Genomic DNA, 22,912 nt, shown 5'->3' with positions numbered 1-22,912 from the left:
CATGGATGCCGGCTGGTGGTCGCAGATCTTCAACTTCACCGACTACGGGCAGCTCGTCGTGCTGCTGCACAACTCGATCCTGGCCGGAGCGATGCTCGGTCTGGTCGGCGGCCTGATCGGCGTGTTCGTCATGTCGCGGGACATGGCGTTCGCGGTGCACGGCGTGAGCGAACTGTCGTTCGCCGGGGCATCCGCGGGCCTTCTGCTCGGTGTCGGAGTCGTGCAGGGCTCGATCGTCGGATCGCTGATCGCTGCCCTGCTCATCGGGCTGCTGGGGTCCAAGGCCCGAGAACGCAATTCGATCACGGCCGTGCTGATGCCCTTCGGACTCGGTCTGGGCATCCTGTGCCTCGCTCTCTATCCCGGACGCTCCGCGAACAAATTCGGGTTGCTCACCGGGCAGATCGTGGCCATCGACACCCCGCAGATCGGCGCACTGCTGGTGATCGCGGTGATCGTCGTGATCGGCCTCGCCATCGTGTGGCGGCCGCTCACGTTCTCCAGCCTGGATGTCGACGTCGCCTCCGCGCGCGGCGTCCCCACCCGCGCGCTCTCGATCGTCTTCATGCTGCTGCTGGGCCTTGCCGTGGCCGTCTCGGTGCAGATCGTGGGGGCGCTGCTGGTGCTGTCGATCCTGGTGACGCCGGCCGCCGCCGCACTCAAGGTCTCGTCGTCGCCGCTGGTCGTGCCGCTGCTCAGCGTGGTGTTCGGGATGGTGTCGATGGTGGGCGGCATCATGCTGGCGCTCGGCGGTTCGGTGCCGATCAGCCCGTACGTGACGACCATCTCGTTCTTGATCTACGTGGTGTGCCGCGTGATCGCGGGCGTGCGCAAGCGCCGCAGCAGTCACGGGCGGATGCCGTCGGCGGTGCCGAGCGGTGCTCGCTTTGGTGCTGGTGCTGGAGCTGGTGCTGGAGCCGGTGCTGGAGCTGGTGCGACGGTCGCCGGCGCCGCGGCTGTCCATGGTGCTGCTGGTACTGGTGCTGGTGCTGGTGCTGCGAGTGTCGGTGGTGCTGCGAGTGTCGGTGGTGCTGCGGGCGTCGGTGGAGGTTCTGGTGGTGCTGCTGGTGATGTCGGTGGTCGTGCTACGGGCACGAGCCCGATCGCCGCCACGCGTCAGGTCGCGCCCGAGGCGCGGTCCACATCGGAGGGCGCATCGTGAAGCGCAACACCTGGCAGCGCGAGTCCGTGCGCGAAGCCCTCGCCTCCAACGAGGGCTTCGTGAGCGCGCAGAGCCTGCACGTGCAGCTGCGCGAGCACGGTTCCTCTATCGGGCTCGCCACCGTCTACCGCGCGCTGGCCGATCTCGCGCTGGAGGGCGAGGCGGACTCGCTGCAGTCGCCCGATGGCGAAGCGCTCTACCGCGCCTGCTCCACGGGGCACCACCATCACCTGATCTGCCGTCGTTGCGGCTTGACGGTGGAGATCGCCGCGGACGACGTGGAGGAGTGGGCCGGACGCGTGGCATCCGAGCACGGCTTCACCGACGCCCGCCACGTCGTCGACATCTTCGGGCTCTGCGCGGAGTGCTCCCGGTTCCCGCCGCCCCCGGTCCCGTTGGGCCACCCCACTTGACGACCGCCGTCCGGCAGCGGCACACCTTCGGTCCGATCCGCGGTCACGCCCTCGGCCGTCCGATCCGCGGCCACGCCCCCGACATGACAGATCGCGCTCTCTAGCCGAGAACATGCCGAACCGGCATGTTCTCGGGCCGATGTCCTGTTGAGGCCGCCGGCCCCGCCCGAACCGTGCCCCCGCCCGAACCGGCCCCCGCTCGAACCGTGCCCCCGCTCGAACCGTGCCCCCGCTCGAACCGTGCCCCCGCTCGAACCGCGCCCCCCGCGCTCCCGCGCCCCCCGCGCTCCCGCGCCCCCCGGATGCCTCGATTTGGGCAGGTGCGGCGTGTCGCGTAGACTTGTTCTTCGTCTGCGCGGGCTCCTCTGCGCAGTTCGCGCTCACAATCCCCTTCTCGGAAGAACCTGGGCAGGTTTGCGTGCGCCGACAAGAGATCTTGGGAAGGGCATCCGCCCTTCGGTATCGATGGAGGAAATCATGGCAGCTGTCTGCCAGGTGACGGGAGCTGTGCCCGGTTTCGGACACAACATCTCGCACTCGCACCGACGCACGAAGCGTCGTTTCGACCCGAACATCCAGAAGAAGACGTACTACGTGCCGTCGCTGCGCCGTAACGTCACTCTGAACGTCAGCGCCAAGGGCATCAAGGTGATCGATGCTCGCGGCATCGAGGCCGTGGTCAAGGACATCCTGGCCCGTGGGGAGAAGATCTGATGGCCAAGCAGCAGGACGTCCGTCCGATCATCAAGCTCCGTTCCACGGCGGGCACCGGTTACACCTACGTGACCAAGAAGAACCGCCGCAACGACCCCGACCGACTCGTGCTGAAGAAGTACGACCCCATCGTGCGCAAGCACGTCGAATTCCGCGAGGAGCGGTAGAGCATGGCTAAGAAGAGCAAGATCGCGCGCAACAAGCAGCGCCAGGTGGTCGTCGACCGTTACGCCGAGAAGCGTCTCGCGCTGAAGAAGCAGCTCGTGAGCCCCGAGTCGACCGACGAGCAGCGCGAAGAGGCCCGCGTGGCACTGCAGAAGCTGCCCCGCAACGCTTCGCCGGTTCGCCTTCGCAGCCGTGACGCCGTCGACGGTCGCCCCCGTGGCGTGCTGACCAAGTTCGGCATCTCGCGTGTTCGCTTCCGCGACATGGCCCACCGCGGCGAGCTGCCCGGCATCACGAAGTCGAGCTGGTAGGTCGTCGAGGAGCCGGTTCGCCGGCACTCACGCCTGAGCGGACATCCGCTCGCGTCGCAACACGCTTCACGGGGCGTCGTCCTTCGGGACGGCGCCCCTTTTGCGCGCCGTCGTCGCTGAGACATACCTCTTCGGCCGAGACCACCCGCGACGAGCGAGGTTTCGGCCGGATCCGTATGTTTCACGTTCACTCGGGTGGAGCGCGTGGCCGCGGGAGCATGGGCATCCTGTGCATAACTCCCTTGGTTCTGTGCATAACCGGCGCCGGAAACGCGCTGAAGTGCGCCGAACCGCCCGAAATGCCCTCAATAGGTCGGAAATCCGCGTGATTCCGCGGTTTCTTGGTACTTTGAGGGCGGTTCAGGGGACTCCTCCCCGAAAACCACTCCATGCGGCTTACCGCCGTGAACTTCAACACCAACGCTGCTTCGCAGCAGAACGTCCGAGGAGGACACTCAATGGCTGACAAGTCGCTGAACAAGACCGAGCTCGTGGCCGCGGTTGCCGCGTCGACCGGTCAGAGCCAGGCCGCCGTGGGGGCTGTGGTCGACGCTTTCTTCGCGACCATCGCCGAGACCGTCGCAGGTGGGGGCAAGGTCACCATCCCGGGCTGGCTCGCCGCTGAGCGCACGGAGACGGCCGCGCGTACGGGTCGCAACCCGCAGACCGGCGCCGAGATCAAGATCCCGGCCGGCCACCGCGTCAAGCTGACCGCGGGCAGCAAGCTCAAGGCTTCCGTCAAGTAGCAACAAGCGCCTGAAGAGGGGATGCCGGTTCGCCGGCGTCCCCTCTTCGCTTGCGTGCGCATAGCTCGTCGAGCGGCACACTGCTTGGGGCCACCCTCTTCTTGTCGAACCCGCGCCCTGTTGACGTGAATCGCGGGGTGGGCCGACGACAACGGGGTGGCCCGGCAACGAGGCGGCCCGGGGTGGCGCGATGGCCACGGGGGTGGCCCGACGACAACGGGGTGGCGCGATGGCCACGGGGTGGCTCGGCAACGAGGCGGCCCGGGGTGGCCGATGGCCACGGGGGTAGCTCGGTGACAACGGGGTGGCTCCGCAACGAGGCGCCCCGACGACAACGGGGGTCACCGAGGAGAAAGGGCGCGGCCCGGCTCCCGGGAGTACGTGGCCGCACTCTGCGTCCCCGGCGGCGGCGCGCGAGAGCCGCTCACAGACATCCATCGTCACGTCGGGCATCCAGGTCGCAACGCCTACGCTGGACAGAGTGAAGAGAGTGCAGCGCGTCGCGGGTCCCGTCGCCCTGGTCGTGTTCGCTCTCCTGGCGATTCTGGCGGCGCTCGCCTACGGTGGTGCGGCGTCGGCGCCGGCCCTGCTCGACCCGGGCCCGGTCGTGCGCTGGGGCCTTCCGGTCGCCAATCTGTTCGTCAACCTGAGCGCCGCCGGCATGATCGGTGCGCTCGTCATGGCCTGCTTCGCGCTCAGCCCCCAGAAGCCGGAATTCGACAAGACTCTGGATGTCGCCGCCGCCTCGGCCGCCATCATGACCGTCGCCAGCGCGGTCACCGGGGTGCTCACCTACCTCGACGTGACCGGTTCCGGTCTCTCGTTCGATCAGCAGTTCAGTGATGGCATCAGCCAGTTCGCCACGCAGGTCGCCGTCGGACAGGTGTGGCTGGCGATCACGCTCATCGCAGCCGTGACGACGGTGCTGTGCTTCGCGGTGCGCAACCAGACGCTACTCGTCTTCGTGACGGTCATCGCGCTGAGTTCGCTCGTGCCGATGGCGCTGAGCGGCCACGCCGCCGGCACAGCAGGCCACGACCAGGCGATCACGTCGCTGGGCCTGCATCTGGTCTTCGCCGCCATCTGGATCGGCGGGCTGCTCACGATCGTGCTGATCCGCAAGTCCCTGCGCGGCGAGCGTCTGGTGGAGGTGCTCGAACGGTTCTCCACGCTCGCCATCATCTGCTTCTTCGTGGTGGCGTTCTCCGGGATCATCAACGCCGACCTGCGCATCGGTACCCTGCGCAACCTGCTCACCGCGTACGGCGTGCTGGTGCTGATCAAGTCGCTCGCGCTCGTCGTGCTGGGTCTCTTCGGCATGGTGCAGCGGCGATACCTCATCAGGCGACTCAAGCGCCGCGGCGGACGCGGCACGTTCTGGTGGATGGTCTCAGCGGAGCTCGCGTTCATGGGTATCGCCTCCGGCGTGGCCGCCGCCCTTGCTCGCACCGCGACACCCATCGCGCAGACGACGGTCGCGCGGCCGACGCCAGCGGAGGTGCTCACCGGCGAGCCGCTGCCGGCGCCCCTCACCTTCGAGCACTACCTGACCGGCATCAACGTGGATCCGCTGTGGCTGATCGGATGCGCCTTCGCGCTGTTCTTCTACATCGCCGGCGTGGTGCGCCTTCATCGGCGTGGCGACAAGTGGCCGATCGGGCGCACCATCTCGTGGATCGCGGGCATCGTCGCACTGCTCTGGGTCACCAACGGCGGCATCAACGTCTACGAGAAGTATCTGTTCTCCAGCCACATGCTTGCGCACATGCTGCTGACGATGCTCATCCCGGTGCTGCTGGTGCCCGGCGCACCCGTGACGCTCGCGCTGCGCACCATCGTGAAGCGCACCGACGGCTCCCGAGGGGCTCGCGAGTGGATCATGCTCGCCGTCCACTCGAAGTTCGCCGCGGTACTCACCCAGCCGATCGTCGCTGCGGCGCTGTTCGCGGGATCCCTCTGGGTCTTCTACTACTCGCCGCTGTTCCGCTGGGCGACAACCGACCACATCGGCCATGAGTGGATGATCATCCACTTCCTCATCACGGGATACCTCTTCGCGCAGACACTGATCGGCATCGATCCCGTGAAGTATCGGCCGCCCTATCCCCTTCGGCTCCTGCTCCTGCTGGGCACGATGGCCTTCCACGCGTTCTTCGGTCTCTCCATCCTCACGGCCAACGGGCTGTTCCTCGCCAACTGGTACGGCGCCATGGGCCGCACCTGGGGTGACACCCCGATGGCGGATCAGCAGCTCGCCGGCGGTATCGCCTGGAGCATCGGCGAGATCCCGACGCTGATGCTGGCGATCGTGGTGGCGATCCAGTGGAGCCGCAGCGATGACAAGGAGACGAAGCGTCACGACCGGTTCGCGGACCGCACGGGCGACCCGGAGCTGGTGGCGTACAACGCGATGCTGCAACGCATGGCATCCGAAGGCGTCGCCGACGGAAGGGGTGCACCGCGAGGGTCCGCGGGAGCGGATCGTGCTCCTGCCGGTGCCGAGCGCGAAGCCGCCGGCGGCGTGCTGACGGCCGAACGTCCCGCTTCCGCCGAAAGCGACGGCACCGGGTCGGACGGGTCCACCGTTGTGCCGGAGTCGGAGCGTTGAGCGCAGTGAAACTGACGGCGGAGCAGAACGCCGTCTACGACGCCATCGAGAACACGCGCGACCACGTGTTCGTGACGGGCCGGGCCGGCACCGGAAAGTCCACGCTTCTGAACCACCTGAGCTGGAGCACCGAGAAGCAGATCGTGATCAGCGCGCCCACCGGTGTGGCGGCGCTGAACGTGGGAGGCCAGACCGTCCACTCCCTGATGCGGCTCCCGATCGGTGTCATCGCCGACCACGATCTCGACCAGCCGCGAGAGCTCACCCGGCTGCTCAACTCCATCGACACGTTGGTGATCGACGAGGTGTCCATGGTCAACGCCGACCTGATGGATGCCATCGACCGTGCCCTCCGTCAGGCTCGCGCCCGTAAGAACGAACCGTTCGGCGGCGCGCAGATCGTGCTGTTCGGCGATCCCTATCAGCTGGCGCCCGTACCGGGCGGCTTGGAGGAGCGCGCGTACTTCGCCGATCACTACCGGTCGATGTGGTTCTTCGACGCGAAGGTGTGGGAACAGACATCCCTGCGTCGCTTCGAACTCACCGAGATCCACCGGCAGCACGAGCTGGACTTCAAGCACATGCTCAACGCGGTGCGGCACGGCGTGGTCACCAAAGAGATCGCGGACCGGCTCAACGCGATGGGCGCGCGGCCCGCGCCGCGGGACGGCACGATCACGCTGGCGACCCGCAACGACACGGTGAATCGCATCAACGCGTCCGCGCTCGCCCGGCTGCCGGGCCGCGCGCTCACGGCCAAGGCCGAGATCTCCGGCGACTTCGGCCAGCGCAACTACCCCGCCGACGAGACCCTCGAACTGAAGGTCGGGGCCCAGGTGATGTTCCTGCGCAATGACACCGGCGCGGGAGGCGACGCCCCGAGATGGGTGAACGGCACCATCGGCACCGTCGTGCGCATCGACTCCAACGTGTTCGTGGAGGTCGACGGCGAGGTGCACGAGGTCGAGCCCACCGTGTGGGAACGGTTCAAGTACACGTACAACCCGCTCACCAAGAAGCTGACGAAAGATGTGGCCGCCGAGTTCACGCAGTTCCCGCTGCGGCTGGCGTGGGCGGTCACCATTCACAAGTCTCAGGGCAAGACGTATGACAGCGCGATCGTCGACCTCGGTGCCCGCGCTTTCAGCCCGGGCCAGACGTATGTCGCCCTCAGCCGGCTCACCACGCTCGACGGCCTCTACCTCACCCGCCCACTGCGCCCCAGCGACATCATGGTCGATCGCGACGTCGACCGATTCATGCATGGGGAGCCCGCTGTGCGGCCGACGCTCTGAGCCGCCGACGCTCTGAGCCGCCGATGCGCTGGGCCCGCCGACTCGCTGGGCCGCTGACGCGCTGGGCCGCTGACGCGCTGGGCCGCTGACGCGTCGAGCCGCCGACTCGCGAGCCGCTGATGCGCTGAGCCATCGCGTTCGTCATCCGATCGGATGATTTGGCACCGCAAGATACCGTCTCGTTACGCGCCACGCCCGGTCCGACGCCGAGCGCCGATTACCCTGGAGGTGGACCGGGGGGACCACGGGGGTGTACATGTCAAGGCGGAACGGTCGGAGCCGACGCGGAGTGATCGCGCTCGGCATCGCCACGGTGCTTGCCGTCTCCGGTGCGCTCGCAGGATGCACCTCGAGCACGCCGTCGCAGACGACCTCGGCGCAGGCATCCAACACGCTTCCTGCGTCCGAATCCGCACAGATCAAGACCACGGTGACGGCCGCGATGAAGCTCGCGTCGGCATCCGGGGCGATCGTGGGTGTGTGGGCGCCGTGGGCGGGCGATTACACAGCGGGGCTCGGCACGACTACGGCCAAGGGGAAGACGCCGGTGAACGTCGACATGGCGTGGCGCATCGGCTCGGTCACCAAGCCCATGACCTGCACCGTGCTGCTCTCGCTGGCCCAGAAGGGCACGGTGTCGCTGGACGATCCGGTGACGAAGTACCTGCCGAGGCTCGTCGGCATCGACGACCTCAAGCTCGGCCAACTCTGCCAGAACACGTCGGGACTCGGCGACTACGAAGGGGCGCTCGCCCCGCAGTTCGTCGACAACCCGCTGCGCAGCTATGTCCCGCTGGAGCTGGTCTCGGACGGAATGGGCGAGCCCCGCGCGGGCGCGCCCGGCGAGAAGTGGTCGTACTCGAACGCCGGCTACATCCTGCTCGGCATGGCACTGAAGGCCGCCACCGGCAAGGACTGGCAGACGCTCTACGCCGATGAGGTCTTCGGCCCGCTGGGCATGTCCGCCACGACCCTGCCGAGCGGCACGAGCATCCCGGGTTCGCATCTGCACGGCTACGCGACATCGCTGGATGCCGTCACCGGCGACCCGAAGTGCGGCACGGTCATCGATGACACGGCCCAGGCGCCGAGCGCGTCGTGGACCGCGAAGGGGGTCGTCTCGACGCTCGCCGACCTCAAGACCTTCGGGCAGTCGTTTGCGAAATCGTCGCTGCTGGACGGCGCGACGAAGAAGGCGGCGTGGGACGCGGTCCCCCTCGGCACCGCCGTGGCCGCGTGGCAGAAGTACGGCATGGGTGGCGTGGAGCTCGGCCCGATGCGTGGGCACGACGGCGAGGTCCCGGGCTACATCACGTCGGTGCTCAGCGATCCCACCTCTGGCCTGACCGTCATCGTGATGCTGAACAACTCGACGTCGGGCGCTGCCTACGCGCAGTCGCTCGCCATGCAGCTCGCCGCGATCGCCGCCGGCTTCAAGCCGGCCAGCGGACAGAAGGCGCCGAGCATCTCGCTCCCGTGGACCGCGGATGCCGCTGCTGCCACCCTCGACCAGCTCGCGGTCTGCAGGCCGGCGGGCTCGTCACCCGCACCCAAGCCGGCCGCCGCAAAGGGCGCCGCCTACCAGCCGCTGCCCTCGAACTGAACCGGGCGCTGCGTCGCGCTCGGGCGATCGTGGCGACGCTTCGGGCGGCTGTCGCAGACCGTCGTGCTTCGCCCCACCGGGCTGTCGCCGGCGGCCAGTATGCTCGGCGCATGCCGATCGTTCCCGACACCAAGAATTGGACCTGGGTCCTCGAACGCCCGTGCCCGGATTGCGGCTTCGACGCGAGCAGCGTCGCATTCCGCGACATCCCCGGTCTCACCCGCCGGAACGTGAAGGCGTGGATGCCCGTGCTCGAGCGCCATGACGTTCGCCTGCGTCCCGATGACCACACCTGGTCGCCGTTGGAGTACGCCGCGCACACCCGAGACGTGTTCCGCGTCTTCGCGGCGCGGCTGCGCCTGATGCTCGACGAGGATGACCCGGCGTTCGAGAACTGGGACCAGGACGCGACGGCGGTGGCCGAGCACTATGCGGACCAGGACCCGGCCGTGATCGCCACCGAGCTGCACGACGCCGGGCTCGCGCTCGCCGCCGCCTACGATCGGGTGCCCGACGAGGCGCTGGGGCGCACCGGACGCCGCGGCGACGGCTCGTCGTTCACCGTCGAGTCGCTCGCGCGGTACTACATTCACGACCCGGTGCACCACCTCTGGGACGTGCGCGGCTGAGGGCGCTCGCGAGCGGCCGCGCCATCGGTCGGAGGTTCTCACTCCGCCGCGGGCTCACCCGCAGAGCGCGACACCCGGCGACGTGAGGATGACCGTGCGGTTCTGCTCGGCGAGGGACTCGGAGTACTTCCCGGAGGCATCCGTCTCGGACTTGAAACCGCACCAGTCGTGCCCGACGCCGGCGGTCTTCAGCAGCGACGCGGAGACGCCGAGGGCGACCAGTGCCTGCTTCACGGCATCGGCGCGCTGCTCGGAGAGCGTGAGATCCGAGGCGTTGCTCGTCGCCTGATCTTTCGAAGCCGTGCCGGTGATCGTGATCACCTGCCCGTTCTGTTCGATGGCCGGCACGAGGGCGGCGAGCACCTTCTGGGCGGTCGCCGGGTCGGAGAACGTGGCGGTGTTCTTCGTGAACAGGAGATCGCTGTCGCGCACCACGACGGGCTGCGACCAGTCGGTGCTGGTGGCCGCGGTGGCGACCGGCACGGCGGTCACCGCGGGCAGGCCCGACGCGGCGGCGCCCGACGCCGGCTCGGGCAGCAGTGAGAGCGTGCCTCCCGCCGCCGTGATGATCGCGTTCCAGATGGCCTCGAGATTGCTGCGCTCCGCGATGCTCAGGGCCTGCTGGTCACCGGCGACGTCGCCCATGCCCGCCCAGTACACGGTGACGCCCTTCAGGTTCGTCGGCAGCTCGCCCTTCGACTTCAGGTCGGCCGCGACCTGCTTCGGCGTGGCCGACAGCAGTCCGGCGACGCTGAAGTTCAGCGGGTCGACGGTCTGCAGGCCGCTGCCGATGACGAGGACGCCGACCGGGTCGGAGCCGAGGCTGCGCGCGGACGCGTCGATGGCATCCAGGAAGTCGACCTGTGCCTTGCTCGCCTTCAGTGACTCGATGTACTTCGTCACGCTGGCGAGCTTGTCGCGCTGATCGCTCGTGCACACGATCGCGTCGTTCGCCGTCGACCCGAGCAGCGTCGTCCCCCGTGCTTCCGGTGTGCCCGACGGGATGACGATCGTGACGCTGCCGTTGCTCGAGCTGGATGCCTTCAGCTGCTCTTCCGCAGACGACGTCACCTCGACCGCGGGCGCGTTCGCGGTGTCCCCGGCCACCACGCCGATGTTGCGCTTGTTCGTCTGGCTGCACGCGCCGGTCGAGCCGGACGACGAGCATCCGACGAGCGCGACGGCGACCAGGGCGGCCGCCAGCGTGGGCGCGACCAGTCGTGCCGGATGCCTCACGCGGTGCTCCCTTCGGCCGGCGCGGTCGACGCGTCCGCGGTACCGCCGGCCGGCGACAGGGGTGTCGCCTCGCGCAGCTGCAGCTCGTGGATGATCTGGCTCGTGCCCTGCGGGTCGCGCTGGAACTGCGCAAGCCGCGTCGCGAGTCGCGCTCGCACCTGCTCGAGATCCGACTGCAGCGTCGCCTGCGCGAGTGTGTAGCGCTGCAGGTCGGCGGCATCCTGTGCGACCTGTTGGCCCACGGACTCTGAGGCCTTCACCTGCTCGGCGAGCAGACGGTCGCGATAGAGGCGCATCTTCGCGACCCGCCGCCTGGCGCGCTCGATGGCGGTGACCAAGGGGCGAGTCGTGAGCCAGGCGGTGACGAAGGCGAGGCATCCCGAGGTGAGCAGCACGCCCAGCATGAGGAACGCCATGATCGTGTCGGGCGCGGTCCACGAGAACGTCGCGGTCGTCGTCGACGACTCTCCGACGAGACCGGAGAGGCTGCCCGAGCTCTGGGCATCCATGCCGGCCTTGATCCTGGCGAGCGTGACGATGGCGAGGATGGCGACCCAGAGTACTCCGAGCACGGTTGCCACGCCGGCCCAGCCTTTGGTCGTGATGCCGCTCTCCACCCGCCGGATGAGGATGGCGATCAGGTGCGGCAGCGTCACGACCGCGCCGGAGATGCCGGCCGTGATGATGTACATCAGTGCGCCGATCGATCCGTACTGGCTGTCGTCGCGCAGCAGCAGTGTGAGCGTCTGCGAGAGCAAGTAGTAGTCGACCGCCACCATGCCGAGCAGCAGCAGGTAGACGAGGATGTGCGTGAGCGGTGCGAGCCGCCCCGGACGGGTGCCGCCGCGTGGCGGCCTGATCACGATGTCGCGTGCCATGGCGTGCTCCTACGCGTAGTTGTGGAACTGCGGATCGTGTTCGGCGAGCTTGCGCTCGAGCATGTCGGCCTCGGCCTCCGCCTTGTTCAGGTCCGCGTCGACGGACGCGAGTGCCCCGGCGACGAGCTCGGTGCGCGACCGGGCGACGGTCTGCAGCGCCTCGATCGCGCTGCGGTGCCGTGTGCGCTGCCGGGCAAGATCGGCCAGCCCGGCCCGTTCGAACGCCGAGATCTCGTGCTCGAACACGTCGAGCGTCTCGATATCGAGTGACCGTCGCATGCGCCACAGGCGCCAGCGCAGCCGCCGCCACAGGCGTTTCGTGCGGGAAAGCCGGTATTCCGGCGTCTCCATGCCGAACGCGTCGTGGCGTCGTGCCACGGCGACGACGGCGCCGGACGAGTCACGAACCGACACGGTCGCCTCCTTGCGGTGCGGGAATGTGCAGCGATGTGCCGCCGAACGGGTCGCTGCCGTGCCAGAGCGCGAGGGCGCTGAGGCTGTCGTCGACGGTGAGCCAGGCCGGGCGCTGCAGCGCCGGCGGGCGGTCGCTGATGTTCTCGGCCGCGGGATGCCTGCGCCTGAGCGTCACCCAATAGATCGCGACGAGCTCGTCCGAGTAGTCGAAGTAGCGCCGGGCGCGCAGCTGCGCGACGGTGAACCGGGTGTGGATCATGGCCTTGAGATGCGCGTCGCGCCGATGGTTGCGCTGGATGCGACGCTCGAGACGGCGGAGATCCTCGTGGGCGGGGCTGTTGGCATCCCGCAGGGCGTCGGCGGCGGCGCGCTCCAGACCGCTTGACCGCTCGGCGTATTCTCGCTGCTCACGGGTGATGATCTCGGCGAGGGCCTCGTGCTCGGTCCACGCGGCGCGGGCGTCGGTGAAGAAGCGCTGCCCCTCGCGCTGCGCGTAGCCGACCGCGTGCGCCTGCAGCGCGTGCACGGCGGGGGTGACGTCGCCGACCGGCTCGGCTTCGTACGCGGCGCGCGGGACGCCGGCACGGGCATCCCGCTTGGCGAGACGTCGGAGGCGACCGCGCACGATGACGCCGATGTGCAGCGGAGCGCGGGGTGAACGCGGCGTATGTATGGCGCGGTCCTGCGTCACAGGGCTCTCCTTACGCGTCGTGAGGATCCCGAGCGGGGCTCGGACGGGGCGCCGGATGCACCGGTACCGGGGTGTACACGGTACGCGTGCCTCATGACAGTTCGCTCCGGCTCACACCGGACGCTCGGTGAATCGATATGCGGTCCGTGCAGCATTCCCAGGGGCGCTGGAAAGGCCGACACCCGAACTGGGGAGACATCGCCGGGTGACTCCGGCACTATTCGATGGTTTACCTCTGGTCAGCGCGGTCGAACGGGTGCATGATGATTCGCATGAGCCAGGAGCGCAGCGCACATGGTGCCGGGGGGCTCGCCGCTGCGCCGGGTTCACGTGGGGATGCCATGGGCGCGGATGCCGCGGGGGCCGCAACCGCGCCCACTGGCCCCGTCATCGCACGTCAGGTCGTCGGTGTGACGCGGAGCGACGCGCACGCCGTCTGGATCCCGCCAGGGAATTGACGAGGTCCGTCCGCTCACCCGAAGCGGAACCTGGCCGGCACACCGGACATTCGGCCGAAAGCGCGGTGTGCCGGCGCCTTCACGCCGCCGTCTGGCTCTGTATCGGCTGCGGATTCTAGGCTGATGGGCATGTCCATCGGTGAACCCGCGAACGGCTCCGGAGCGCCGCATCCTCCGGCGGGCCGACCCGGGCGCCGCCGTCGCCCGCCGGCCGAGCTCATTCTCGTCGTGGTGATCACCTACGTGGCGGGGTTCGTGGCCATCGGTGTGGGCATCCTGTTCATCCTGCTGCGCTACGTGGCGGACAACGGTCTCCTCGGCGGGGAGTCCACGGTGACGCTGATCGGCGCGATCGTGATTCTGCTCGGGTTCTTCATCCTGGCGATGGCGTCGGCGCTGGCGCGCGGCAAGCACTACGCCCGCGTTCTCACGACCATTGCGATGGCGGTCGAGTTCCTCTTGGCCGTGGTGGCGCTGATCATCGATCCGTCGGCGTTCTGGTTCGAACTCGCCCTGATGGCCGTCACCGTGCTCATCACCCTCGTCCTCTGGTTCGGTCGCACCGGGCGCTACTTCACGCAGATCAGTGAGCTGGACGCCGCGGCACGCCGGGGGCCGCGGTAGGGCCGCGGGAGTCGCGCACCGCACCCGCCTCAGTATTCGATGACTCCACCGTGCCTGCGCACATAGCGGCGGTGTCCGAACCGCACGGCCTCGATCGCCACGATCGCCAGAATGGAGAGCCCGATCACCAGCAGCGTGTCGATGAGTGAGGCATCGACCAGATTGAGGAACGCGCGCGCCAGGGGAATCGCGTAGACCAGGATGAGGCCGATCATCATGGCGCCGATGATCACGATCTTCCAGCCGTCGATCGGCCGGGAGAGCACCACGAGCACCCAGAGGCCGACGATGGTGAGGATGAGCGTGGCCCCGGTGCGCAGCTCGTCCTGCTCGATCCCGGCACCGGTCGCCGCCCAGGAGTAGAGCCAGAGCACGAGCCCGACGATGATGCCGGCCGGGATCGCGAAGCTCAGCGAGCGCCGCAGGAAGCCCGGGATGTAGCGGCGCGCATTCGGCATGAGCGCCAGGAAGAACGCCGGGATGCCGATGGTCAGCCCGTCGATCACCGACAGCTGGCGGGGCAGGAACGGGAACTGCATCAGGCTGACGCCGAACACGATCGCCAGCACGGTCGCGTACGCGGTCTTGGTGAGGAACAGCATCGAGACGCGTTCGATGTTCGCGATCACCTGGCGCCCCTCGGCGACCACGCCGGGCAGATGCGAGAACTTGCCGTCGAGGAGCACGATGCGGGCGACCGCCTTGGTGGCCGCCGCGCCGGACTCCATCGCGATCCCGATGTCCGCTTCTTTGATCGCGAGGGCGTCGTTCACACCGTCACCGGTCATCGCGACGGTGTGCCCGCGTGACTGCAGCGCTGTGACCAGCGCCTTCTTCTGCGTGGGGGTGACCCGGCCGAAGACTGTGTGCTGCTCGAGGGCGGAGGCGAGGGCATCCTCGTCGTCCGGCAGTTCGCGCGCGTCGAAGCCGACCGGGGCGTCGAGCCCGAGGTCGCGGGCGATCGCCGCCACCGTCTGCGGGTTGTCCCCCGAGATGACCTTGACGTCCACACCCTGGGAGGCGAAGTAGCCGAGGGTCTCGGCGGCGTCCGGCCGCACGCGCTCGCGGAACGTCAGCAGCGCGACGGGAGTGAGGTCGGCCGGCAGTGTCTCGTCGTCGAGGTTCGTGGGAGTGAGCAGCTGCGCCGAGTGGGCGAGCACGAGCGTGCGCCTCCCAGAGGCGGCGAGCATCGCCGAACGCTCGCGCAGCGTCGCGTGCTCCGCGCCCGGAAACACCATCTCCGGTCCGCCGAGCACCCACGTGCCCACGGCGTCGCGCGTGAAGCACACGGCACTCCACTTGCGGGCGGAGGAGAACGGGATGCGCCCGGCCGGCTCGAGCTGGCCGAGCTCTGCTCCCGCTCGCGGAACCGGGAACGGCTGCGCCAAGCAGCGGGCGGTGGCGTTCGCGTCGGGCTCGGCGCCGTACCAGGCGAGCGCGCGCTCCCAACCTGAAGGCGCGGCATCCACGACCGGGTGGCGGTCGTCGTAGACGATCTCGCCCTCGGTGAGCGTTCCGGTCTTGTCGAGGCAGATCACGTCGACGCGGGCGAGACCCTCGACCGCCGGCAGCTCCTGCACGAGCACCTGCCGTGCCGCGAGCTTCACGGCGCCGACCGCGAACGCGATGCTCGTCATGAGCACGAGTCCGAGCGGGATCATCGCGATGACCGACGCGATGGCGTTCACCGCGGCCTGCCGCCACTCGCCGCTGGAGATCGCCTCGTCCCAGCCGCCGAAGACGTACATCTGCGCGTTGAGCACCAGGATCGCGACGGGCCCGATGATCCACGCCTGGAAGGTGAGCACGCGGTCGACGGACCGCCTTAGCTCGCTGGACACCAGCGAGAACCTCTTCGCTTCGCTCGCCAGCTTGTTGGCGAAGGCGTCGGCGCCCACCCGCGTGACGCGCACGACCCCCTCGCCGCCGACCACGATCGACCCGGAGAGCACCTCGTCGTCGGGCTGCTTGTCGACGGCATCCGACTCGCCCGTGAGCATCGACTCGTCGGCCTGCAGGCGCGAAGATCGCAACACCACGCCGTCGGCGGCGATCTGGTCGCCTGCCCTCAGCACCAGGATGTCGTCGAGCACGACGTCGGCGATCGTCACGTCGGTCGGTTGCCCCTCGCGCACCACGCGGGCGGTCGGGGCGTGCAGGAGCGCGAGCTTGTCGAGCGCGGCCTTGGCGCGGAACTCCTGCACGGAGCCGATGATGGTGTTCGCGATGGCACTCAGGCCGAACAGGGCGTCCTGCCAGCGACCGAGCGCCAGCAGCACGGCGAAGCAGGCCACGATGATGCCGTTGAACAGCGTGAACACGTTGGCGCGCACGATGCTCCACGCCGAGCGACTGGAGGCATCCGTGTAGGCGTTCGTGCGCCCGGAGGCGACGCGTTCGGCGACCTCGGCCGCGCTCAGTCCGGCGAGCGCATCGGCGGTGTCGGTCATCCAGCCCTCCGTCGGCGCAGAAGCGGCGCGAAGCCGCACTCGATGCGAGCCTAACCGAGCACGGGGTGCGGGAGCAGGGTCCCCGAGCGGGTGGCGACGGGCGGGGCCGGGTAGGGGGTCAGCGAACACGGCGGCTGCCGGACCGGAGTACGTGAGGACTGGTGCCACCCGTCACGATTTCAGGACATATCAGGTCAGACGACAGATATATCGATCTGACCTGATATGTCCTGAAATAGTGACACCGAGTCGGCTTCCCGGGGCTGTCCGCGGTGCGGGGAGAGCCGCCGAAGGTATTCAGGTCAATGGTTCGTGACGAGCAGCGCGCCGTTCAGCACCGCCTCGTATCGGTCGGCGACGATAGCGACGAGTTCGTCGTCGGGATCGCGATCGGGCAGCACGAGCGGCGGCGTGACGAGATCGGCGTCGGATGCCGCGGCGCGGTCCATGAAGTAGCCCGGCGCGAGCAGGTAGCCGGCGACGGCGACGCGGGGGTGGCGGCCGCCTGCGTCGATGGCGCCGCCTGCGCGGCCTGCGTCGATGGCGTCGGTGGCAGCGGCGGCAGCGGTGCCCACGGTGGCCATTGCGGCCGTGGGAGCCGCGTCGTGAGTGGTGACTGTGTCGGCCGCGGCAGTACGGATCGCGGACGCCAGCGACGGCTCGAGCGCCCCGAGGAACGCGAGACCGACCCGGCGCCGCAGGTGCGCGGCGAGCAGACCGGCCGCGGCACGGGCATCCTCGACGCCGAGCGGGTCGCTCGACCCGGCCGCGGCCAGCACGACACTGTCGTCTTCTTGTACCCCGGTTTCGTGCAGCCGCCGCGCGAGCAGGGTCGCCAGGCGCGGGTCGGGGCCGAGGGCTCCGGCGACGAGCACGCGCCGGTGGTCGGCGGTCGCGGCGCACCGGATGTCGTGGTGCAGGTGATACCCGCGCGACAGGAGCAGCGGCACGATGACGACCGTGGCATCCGTCGGCAGCTTCGCCAGGGCGGTAGGTACATCGGGCCGCTCGACGTCGACGAACGCGTGCGCCGCGATGTCCGCTCCGACGCGCGCACGAGCGGCCTCGGCGAGGCGCGCGATGGCACGGCGACCCCGTGGGTCGGAGGTGCCGTGCGAGACGGTGAGCAGAGCGATCATGACGGACACCAGCATCCTTGAGCGGCTGACGCTGTCCCCCGTTTGCGTCGGTTTATTACCTTCTGGCTTTCTCCCGCCAAGGTGCACCTCCTAGGTTCGCTTGCGACCCGCCACCGGTGGGAGGACGGAGTTCCGCGTGACGATTTCCGAACAGCAGACCCGCGTTCCCACCGGCGCGCGGCCGCGCAGACAGAGCTCCCGTCCGAACGGTCAGTGGAAGGTCGACGGCAGAGCGCCGCTGAACCCGACCGAGGTGTGGAAGCAGGAGAGCGAGCCCCTCGAGGTGCGGGAACGCATCGAGAACATCTACGCCAAGCAGGGCTTCGACTCGATCGAGTCGACCGACCTGCACGGCCGGTTCCGCTGGTGGGGGCTCTACACGCAGCGGCGCCCGGGGATCGACGGCGGCCGCACCGCCACGCTCGAGCCGCACGAGCTCGAGGACCGCTACTTCATGCTGCGCATCCGCGTCGATGGAGGGCAGCTCAGCACCGACCAGATGCGCGCGATCGCGAGCATCTCGACCGATTTCGGGCGTGACACCGCCGACATCACCGACAGGCAGAACATCCAGCTGCACTGGATCGGCATCGAGAACGTGCCGGAGATCTGGCGGCGCCTCGAATCGGTCGGCCTGCGCACGACCGAGGCCTGCGGCGACGTGCCACGCGTCATGCTCGGGTCCCCAGTGGCGGGAATCGCCGCGGACGAGCTGATCGACCCCACGCCGATCCTGGCCGACATCACCGGCCGGTTCCTGGGCGATCACTCGCTGGCGAACCTTCCGCGCAAGTTCAAGACCGCGATCAGCGGGCATCCGAGCCACGACGTGGTGCACGAGCTCAACGACGTGTCGTTCGTGGTGGTAGAGCATCCGGAGCTCGGCGTCGGCTTCGACCTCTGGGTCGGTGGCGGTCTCTCGGCGACCCCGCGCCTCGGCGAGCGGATTGGTGCGTTCGTGCCGCCGGAGCGCGTGCCCGAGGTGTGGCACGGCGTGGCGCAGATCTTCCGCGACTACGGCTACCGTCGGCTGCGCAACAAGGCCAGGCTGAAGTTCCTGCTCGCGGACTGGGGCACCGAGCGCTTCCGGGAGGTACTCGAGACCGAGTATCTCGAGTCCCCGCTGCCCGACGGTCCCGAACCGGCGCGCTCGAGCGGCGCGGGCGACCACGTCGGGGTGCACAGGCAGAAGGACGGCAGGTACTTCATCGGCGTCACCCCGTTCGTCGGCCGGATGTCCGGCACCGCCTTCTCCGCGCTCGCCGATCTTCTCGAGAGACACGGTTCTCAGCGGCTGCGCACCACCCCGCACCAGAAGATTCTGGTGCTCGACATCGAGGAAGATGACGTCGAGCAGGTCGTGCGCGAGCTCGACGAGCTCGGTTTGAGCGCCCGCCCCGAGCTGTTTCGGCGCGGGACGATCGCGTGCACGGGCATCCAGTTCTGCAAGCTCGCCATCGTGGAGACGAAGGACACGGCGACCGCCGCTGTACTCGAGCTGGAGCGACGCCTGGAGGGCATCGAGCTGCCGGCGCCGATCAGTCTGCACGTGAACGGATGCCCGAACTCCTGCGCCCGCGTGCAGACCGCCGACATCGGGCTCAAGGGACAGCTGATCACGGATGCGGACGGCAACCAGGTGCCCGGGTTCCAGGTGCACCTCGGTGGCGGGGTCGCCTCCACCGACCGCGAGAGCGCGGGCATGGGCCGCACGGTGCGCGGCCTGAAGATCCCGGCCGACGGCATCCCGGACTACGTCGAGCGCGTGGTGCGCCGGTTCGTCGCTGACCGGCTCGGTGACGAGACATTCGCCGAGTGGGCGAACCGAGTGGACGAGGACGCGCTGCAATGAGCGCCGTGAACATCGGGGTCGTGGGCGTCGGTGCGACAAAGGGCGACTCTGCGGGCACGAGTGTCGCGGACGGCGCGGATGTGCCGCGGGCGGCGGGTCTGCGACCGGTCGAGGAGCTGCGCGCGCTCGCCGCGAGCGGTGCGGAGGAGCTGCACGAGGCATCCGCAGAGCAGATCGTGCGGTGGGTGGCCGACAACTTCGCGATGCAGCGTACGGCGGTCGCGTGCTCGATGGCGGATGCCGTGCTCCCGCACCTGGTCTCGAGCGTCACGCCCGGCGTGGACGTGCTGTTCCTCGACACCGGCTACCACTTCGTGGAGACGTACGCGACGCGCGACGAGGTGGCCCGCACGCTCGACGTGCGCGTCATCGATGTGAAACCGCTGCAGACGGTGGCTGAGCAGGATGCCGAGCTCGGCGCCGAGCTGTTCGCCCGCGATCCGAATCTGTGCTGCGCTCGCCGCAAGGTCGAACCACTGCACCGCGCACTCGCCGGCTACGAACTGTGGTTCACCGGCGTGCGCCGCGAGGAGGCACCCACGCGCTCGGCCACGCCGTTCGTGGCCTTCGACGAGAAGAACGGGCTCGTGAAGGTGAACCCCCTTGCGGCGTGGACGTTCGACGAGGTGATCGGCTACGCGAGCGCCCACGCGGTGCCGATGAACCTGCTGCTCGGCAACGGATATCCGTCGATCGGCTGCGAGCCGTGCACGAGGCCCGTCGCGCCGGGCGAGGACCCCCGGTCCGGCCGCTGGGCCGGGCTGGCCAAGACCGAATGCGGGCTGCACCTGTGAGCGTGGCCCCTGGCACCGTGGCGCTGATCGGCGGCGGCCCGGGCGACCCCGAACTGATCACCGTGCGGGGCCTGCGGCTGCTGCGGTCCGCCGACGTGGTGGTCGTCGACCGGCTCGCGCCGCGCGCGCTCCTCGACGAGCTGCGCGATGACGTCGAGATCATCGACGTCGGAAAGCAGCCGCAGTCGCATCCGGTACCGCAGTGGCGTATCAACGAACTGCTCGTCGAACGCGCCGCGGCGGGCAAGCGGGTCGCGCGACTGAAGGGCGGGGATCCGTTCGTGTTCGGGCGCGGAGGCGAGGAGGCCGAGCACTGCCGGGCCGCGGGCATCCCGGTCGAGGTGGTTCCGGGGGTCACGAGCGCCGTCGCGGTCCCCTCGATCGCAGGCATTCCCGTCACGCATCGTGGTATCGCCGCCGGGTTCACGGTGCTCGCCGCGCACGCCGGCATCGAGAACGTACCGGGAGGCCGCGACCACACAGTCGTGCTGCTGATGGGAATTTCGGGATTGGCGGGGTCCGCCGCAGTGCTGGCTCACGGCATCCGCGGTCCTGGATGCCCGGTCGCCATCGTCGAGGACGGCTACGGCGAACGCCAGCGCGTCACGATCGGCACGCTGGGCACCATCGCGGCCATCGCCGCCGCGCGTGACGTGCGCTCGCCGGCCGTCGTCGTGGTCGGCGACGTCGTGCGACTGGCGGATTCCACTGCACCAGACGCTCCCACTGCACTTGAGAAAGAGGCATAGCAATGACCCGACCGTTCCGCGTCGCCGTCGTCGGAGCCGGGCCCGCCGGCATCTATGCGGGCAACATCCTGCGCACCCGCGCGGGCGAAGCCGGCATCGAGGTGCAGATCGACCTCTTCGAGTCGCTGCCGTCACCGTACGGGCTCATCCGCTACGGGGTCGCACCCGACCACCCGCGCATCAAGGGCATCGTCACGTCGCTGCACGACATGCTCGCCGACGGCGCGGTGCGGTTGCTGGGCAACGTCGAGATCGGCGCGGACATCACGGTCGATGAGCTGCAGGAGCTGTACCACGCGGTCGTCTTCGCCACGGGCGCCCAGGTCGACAGGCACTTCGACCTTCCCGGACTCGAGAAGCACGGCAGCTTCGGCGCGGCGGACTTCGTGTCCTGGTACGACGGGCATCCGGATGTGCCGCGCGAGTGGCCGCTGAACGCCCGGCAGATCGCGGTGCTCGGCAACGGCAACGTGGCGCTCGACGTCGCGCGGGTGCTCGCGAAGCACCCGGTGGATCTGCTGACCACGGACATCCCGGAGAACGTGTACGCCGGTCTCGCGGCGTCGCCGGTGACGGATGTGCACGTCTTCGGCCGCCGCGGACCTCACGACATCAAGTTCACGCCCATCGAGCTGCGTGAGCTGGGCGAGGTGCCAGGCGTCGACATCGTGCTCTACGACGAGGACTTCGAGAACGGCAGCACGGCGGTCGGCGGTGCCGATAAGGGTGCTGGCGGCCGTGCGGGCGCGGGTGAAGCGGCCGCGAATGGCGCACGCCGGGCGGTGGGCAATCAGGCGAAGGTGATGGCCCGCATTCTGCAGTCCTGGCGCGAGCGGGAGAGCACGGATGCTCCGCGCCGTCTGCACCTGCACTTCTGGCACCGTCCGGTGGAGATCCTCGGCGACGGCGATGGAGACGGTGAAGGTGCGGGGAGGGTCACCGCAATCCGTTTCGAGCGCACCGAGCCCGACGGCGCCGGCGGCATCCGCGGCACGGGCGAGTTCGTCGACTACGGCGTGCAAGCCGTATATCGCGCGATCGGATACCGGGGCACGCCGGTGCGTGACGTGCCGTTCGACGAGGCGGCCGGGGTCATCCCGAACGACGGCGGACGTGTGCTCGACGAGAACGGCGCGGCCGTGCCCCGGCTGTACGCGACCGGCTGGATCAAACGCGGTCCGGTCGGCCTGATCGGCCACACGAAGGGCGACGCCGCCGAGACGGTCGAGAAGCTGCTCGAGGACCACGCCTCACTGAGCGCCGCGGAACGTCCGGACGAGGATGCCGTCATCGCGTTTCTGCGCTCCCGCGGCGTGCGCTTCACCACCTGGGACGGCTGGCTGGCGCTGGACGAGCACGAGCGAGCGCTCGGCGAGGAGTTCCCCGGCATGCAGCGGGAGCGGATCAAAGTCGTCTCACGCGACGAACAGGTCGCCATCTCGAACCGCGAGGTGGTCGCGCGATGACGTACGTGATCGCGCTGCCGTGCGTCGACGTGAAGGATCGCGCCTGTGTCGATGAGTGCCCGGTGGACTGCATCTACGAGGGCGAGCGCTCGCTCTACATCAACGCCGACGAGTGCGTCGACTGCGGCGCATGCGAACCGGTCTGCCCCGTGGAGGCCATCTATTACGAGGACGACCTGCCTGACGAGTGGAGCGACTACTACTCCGCGAACGTCGAGTTCTTCGCCGAGCTCGGCAGCCCGGGCGGCGCCGCGAAGACCGGCCCGCTGCCCTTCGATCACCCGCTGATCGCCGCGCTTCCACCCCAGATGGAGGCGGTGCATTAAGGCGCCCCGCGCTCCGCGGCATTCGGCGTTGCGGGAAGCCCTTCCGCTGTCACGAATCGCGGCCTCGAGGGTGGGGGCACATTGTGCGGCAGCGGAAGCGTGCGGATGCCGGTGGAGCCGATGACGGGAATCGCCCCACCGCTCCTCCACCCAGCGCTTCGCGCTGCGCGGAGCCTCTGCGGCGGGACC

Annotated in this window: 21 protein-coding genes and 1 pseudogene; 16 read left to right on the top strand and 6 right to left on the bottom strand. The window is 69.1% G+C overall.

Features of this window, described 5'->3' with window-relative positions:
- Nucleotide 1: 1 nt before the first annotated feature.
- The 10 genes and pseudogenes from H623_RS19895 to H623_RS0113025 form a co-directional block, all read left to right on the top strand.
- Nucleotides 2-853: pseudogene (locus H623_RS19895) on the top strand (metal ABC transporter permease); the annotation flags it as partial.
- Between the two features lie 302 nt (nucleotides 854-1,155).
- On the top strand, nucleotides 1,156-1,575 hold the full coding sequence (locus H623_RS19890; protein ID WP_051143226.1) for a Fur family transcriptional regulator: 420 nt from the start codon (nucleotides 1,156-1,158) through the stop codon (nucleotides 1,573-1,575).
- Between the two features lie 477 nt (nucleotides 1,576-2,052).
- A complete protein-coding gene (gene rpmB / locus H623_RS0113060) occupies nucleotides 2,053-2,289 on the top strand; it encodes a 50S ribosomal protein L28 (RefSeq protein WP_022901382.1) in 237 nt (78 codons plus the stop codon).
- Nucleotides 2,289-2,456: a 50S ribosomal protein L33 gene (gene rpmG, locus H623_RS0113055; RefSeq protein ID WP_022901381.1), complete on the top strand. Its 168-nt coding sequence runs from the start codon at nucleotides 2,289-2,291 to the stop codon at nucleotides 2,454-2,456. Before rpmB ends, rpmG begins: the two co-directional genes overlap by 1 nt.
- A gap of 3 nt (nucleotides 2,457-2,459) precedes the next feature.
- Nucleotides 2,460-2,765, top strand: coding sequence for a 30S ribosomal protein S14 (gene rpsN / locus H623_RS0113050; RefSeq protein WP_022901380.1), 306 nt, complete (start codon nucleotides 2,460-2,462; stop codon nucleotides 2,763-2,765).
- Between the two features lie 458 nt (nucleotides 2,766-3,223).
- The gene (locus H623_RS0113045; RefSeq protein ID WP_022901379.1) at nucleotides 3,224-3,511 is read left to right on the top strand and encodes an HU family DNA-binding protein; all 288 of its coding nucleotides are present in this window, start codon (nucleotides 3,224-3,226) and stop codon (nucleotides 3,509-3,511) included.
- A 481-nt stretch (nucleotides 3,512-3,992) separates the two neighbouring features.
- Nucleotides 3,993-6,119: a bifunctional copper resistance protein CopD/cytochrome c oxidase assembly protein gene (locus H623_RS19885; RefSeq protein WP_084485984.1), complete on the top strand. Its 2,127-nt coding sequence runs from the start codon at nucleotides 3,993-3,995 to the stop codon at nucleotides 6,117-6,119.
- The gene (locus H623_RS0113035) at nucleotides 6,116-7,414 is read left to right on the top strand and encodes an ATP-dependent DNA helicase (protein WP_022901377.1); all 1,299 of its coding nucleotides are present in this window, start codon (nucleotides 6,116-6,118) and stop codon (nucleotides 7,412-7,414) included. The genes H623_RS19885 and H623_RS0113035 overlap by 4 nt, the downstream gene beginning before the upstream one ends.
- A gap of 256 nt (nucleotides 7,415-7,670) precedes the next feature.
- Entirely contained in the window at nucleotides 7,671-9,017 is a 1,347-nt protein-coding gene (locus H623_RS19880) for a serine hydrolase domain-containing protein (RefSeq protein ID WP_157560979.1), read from the top strand.
- A 110-nt stretch (nucleotides 9,018-9,127) separates the two neighbouring features.
- Nucleotides 9,128-9,646, top strand: a complete 519-nt coding sequence (locus H623_RS0113025) for a DinB family protein (RefSeq protein WP_026940315.1) — start codon at nucleotides 9,128-9,130, stop codon at nucleotides 9,644-9,646.
- A 54-nt stretch (nucleotides 9,647-9,700) separates the two neighbouring features.
- On the opposite strand, the gene H623_RS0113020 is transcribed toward H623_RS0113025, so the two are convergent.
- From H623_RS0113020 to H623_RS19870, 4 genes are read right to left on the bottom strand one after another with little or no spacing between them, the layout of a single operon-like run.
- On the bottom strand, nucleotides 9,701-10,882 hold the full coding sequence (locus H623_RS0113020; RefSeq protein ID WP_022901374.1) for an OmpA family protein: 1,182 nt from the start codon (nucleotides 10,880-10,882) through the stop codon (nucleotides 9,701-9,703).
- Complete coding sequence (locus tag H623_RS19875) at nucleotides 10,879-11,760, bottom strand: hypothetical protein (protein ID WP_022901373.1); 882 nt, start codon at nucleotides 11,758-11,760, stop codon at nucleotides 10,879-10,881. The genes H623_RS0113020 and H623_RS19875 overlap by 4 nt, the downstream gene beginning before the upstream one ends.
- A gap of 9 nt (nucleotides 11,761-11,769) precedes the next feature.
- Nucleotides 11,770-12,174, bottom strand: coding sequence for a hypothetical protein (locus tag H623_RS0113010; RefSeq protein ID WP_022901372.1), 405 nt, complete (start codon nucleotides 12,172-12,174; stop codon nucleotides 11,770-11,772).
- Entirely contained in the window at nucleotides 12,161-12,865 is a 705-nt protein-coding gene (locus H623_RS19870; RefSeq protein WP_022901371.1) for a hypothetical protein, read from the bottom strand. The genes H623_RS0113010 and H623_RS19870 overlap by 14 nt, the downstream gene beginning before the upstream one ends.
- Before the next feature lie 587 nt (nucleotides 12,866-13,452).
- Between H623_RS19870 and H623_RS0113000 the strand changes: the two genes are divergently transcribed.
- A complete protein-coding gene (locus H623_RS0113000; protein ID WP_033371922.1) occupies nucleotides 13,453-13,947 on the top strand; it encodes a hypothetical protein in 495 nt (164 codons plus the stop codon).
- A gap of 29 nt (nucleotides 13,948-13,976) precedes the next feature.
- On the opposite strand, the gene H623_RS19865 is transcribed toward H623_RS0113000, so the two are convergent.
- Nucleotides 13,977-16,397, bottom strand: a complete 2,421-nt coding sequence (locus H623_RS19865; RefSeq protein WP_022901369.1) for an HAD-IC family P-type ATPase — start codon at nucleotides 16,395-16,397, stop codon at nucleotides 13,977-13,979.
- 302 nt (nucleotides 16,398-16,699) lie between these two features.
- Nucleotides 16,700-17,536: a sirohydrochlorin chelatase gene (locus H623_RS0112990; protein ID WP_084486028.1), complete on the bottom strand. Its 837-nt coding sequence runs from the start codon at nucleotides 17,534-17,536 to the stop codon at nucleotides 16,700-16,702.
- A gap of 136 nt (nucleotides 17,537-17,672) precedes the next feature.
- Between H623_RS0112990 and H623_RS0112985 the strand changes: the two genes are divergently transcribed.
- From H623_RS0112985 to fdxA, 5 genes are read left to right on the top strand one after another with little or no spacing between them, the layout of a single operon-like run.
- The gene (locus H623_RS0112985) at nucleotides 17,673-19,388 is read left to right on the top strand and encodes a nitrite/sulfite reductase (RefSeq protein ID WP_022901367.1); all 1,716 of its coding nucleotides are present in this window, start codon (nucleotides 17,673-17,675) and stop codon (nucleotides 19,386-19,388) included.
- Complete coding sequence (locus tag H623_RS0112980; RefSeq protein ID WP_022901366.1) at nucleotides 19,385-20,182, top strand: phosphoadenylyl-sulfate reductase; 798 nt, start codon at nucleotides 19,385-19,387, stop codon at nucleotides 20,180-20,182. Before H623_RS0112985 ends, H623_RS0112980 begins: the two co-directional genes overlap by 4 nt.
- The gene (gene cobA, locus H623_RS0112975) at nucleotides 20,179-20,931 is read left to right on the top strand and encodes a uroporphyrinogen-III C-methyltransferase (protein WP_022901365.1); all 753 of its coding nucleotides are present in this window, start codon (nucleotides 20,179-20,181) and stop codon (nucleotides 20,929-20,931) included. Before H623_RS0112980 ends, cobA begins: the two co-directional genes overlap by 4 nt.
- A gap of 2 nt (nucleotides 20,932-20,933) precedes the next feature.
- Nucleotides 20,934-22,397: an FAD-dependent oxidoreductase gene (locus H623_RS0112970; protein ID WP_022901364.1), complete on the top strand. Its 1,464-nt coding sequence runs from the start codon at nucleotides 20,934-20,936 to the stop codon at nucleotides 22,395-22,397.
- Nucleotides 22,394-22,723, top strand: a complete 330-nt coding sequence (gene fdxA / locus H623_RS0112965) for a ferredoxin (protein ID WP_022901363.1) — start codon at nucleotides 22,394-22,396, stop codon at nucleotides 22,721-22,723. Before H623_RS0112970 ends, fdxA begins: the two co-directional genes overlap by 4 nt.
- Nucleotides 22,724-22,912: the final 189 nt, after the last annotated feature.

The sequence above is a fragment of the Humibacter albus DSM 18994 genome, assembly GCF_000421825.1.
GTDB lineage: Bacteria > Actinomycetota > Actinomycetes > Actinomycetales > Microbacteriaceae > Humibacter > Humibacter albus.
The sequence above is the reverse complement of the archived record's forward strand: the minus strand, read 5'-3'. Positions and strand labels throughout refer to the sequence as shown.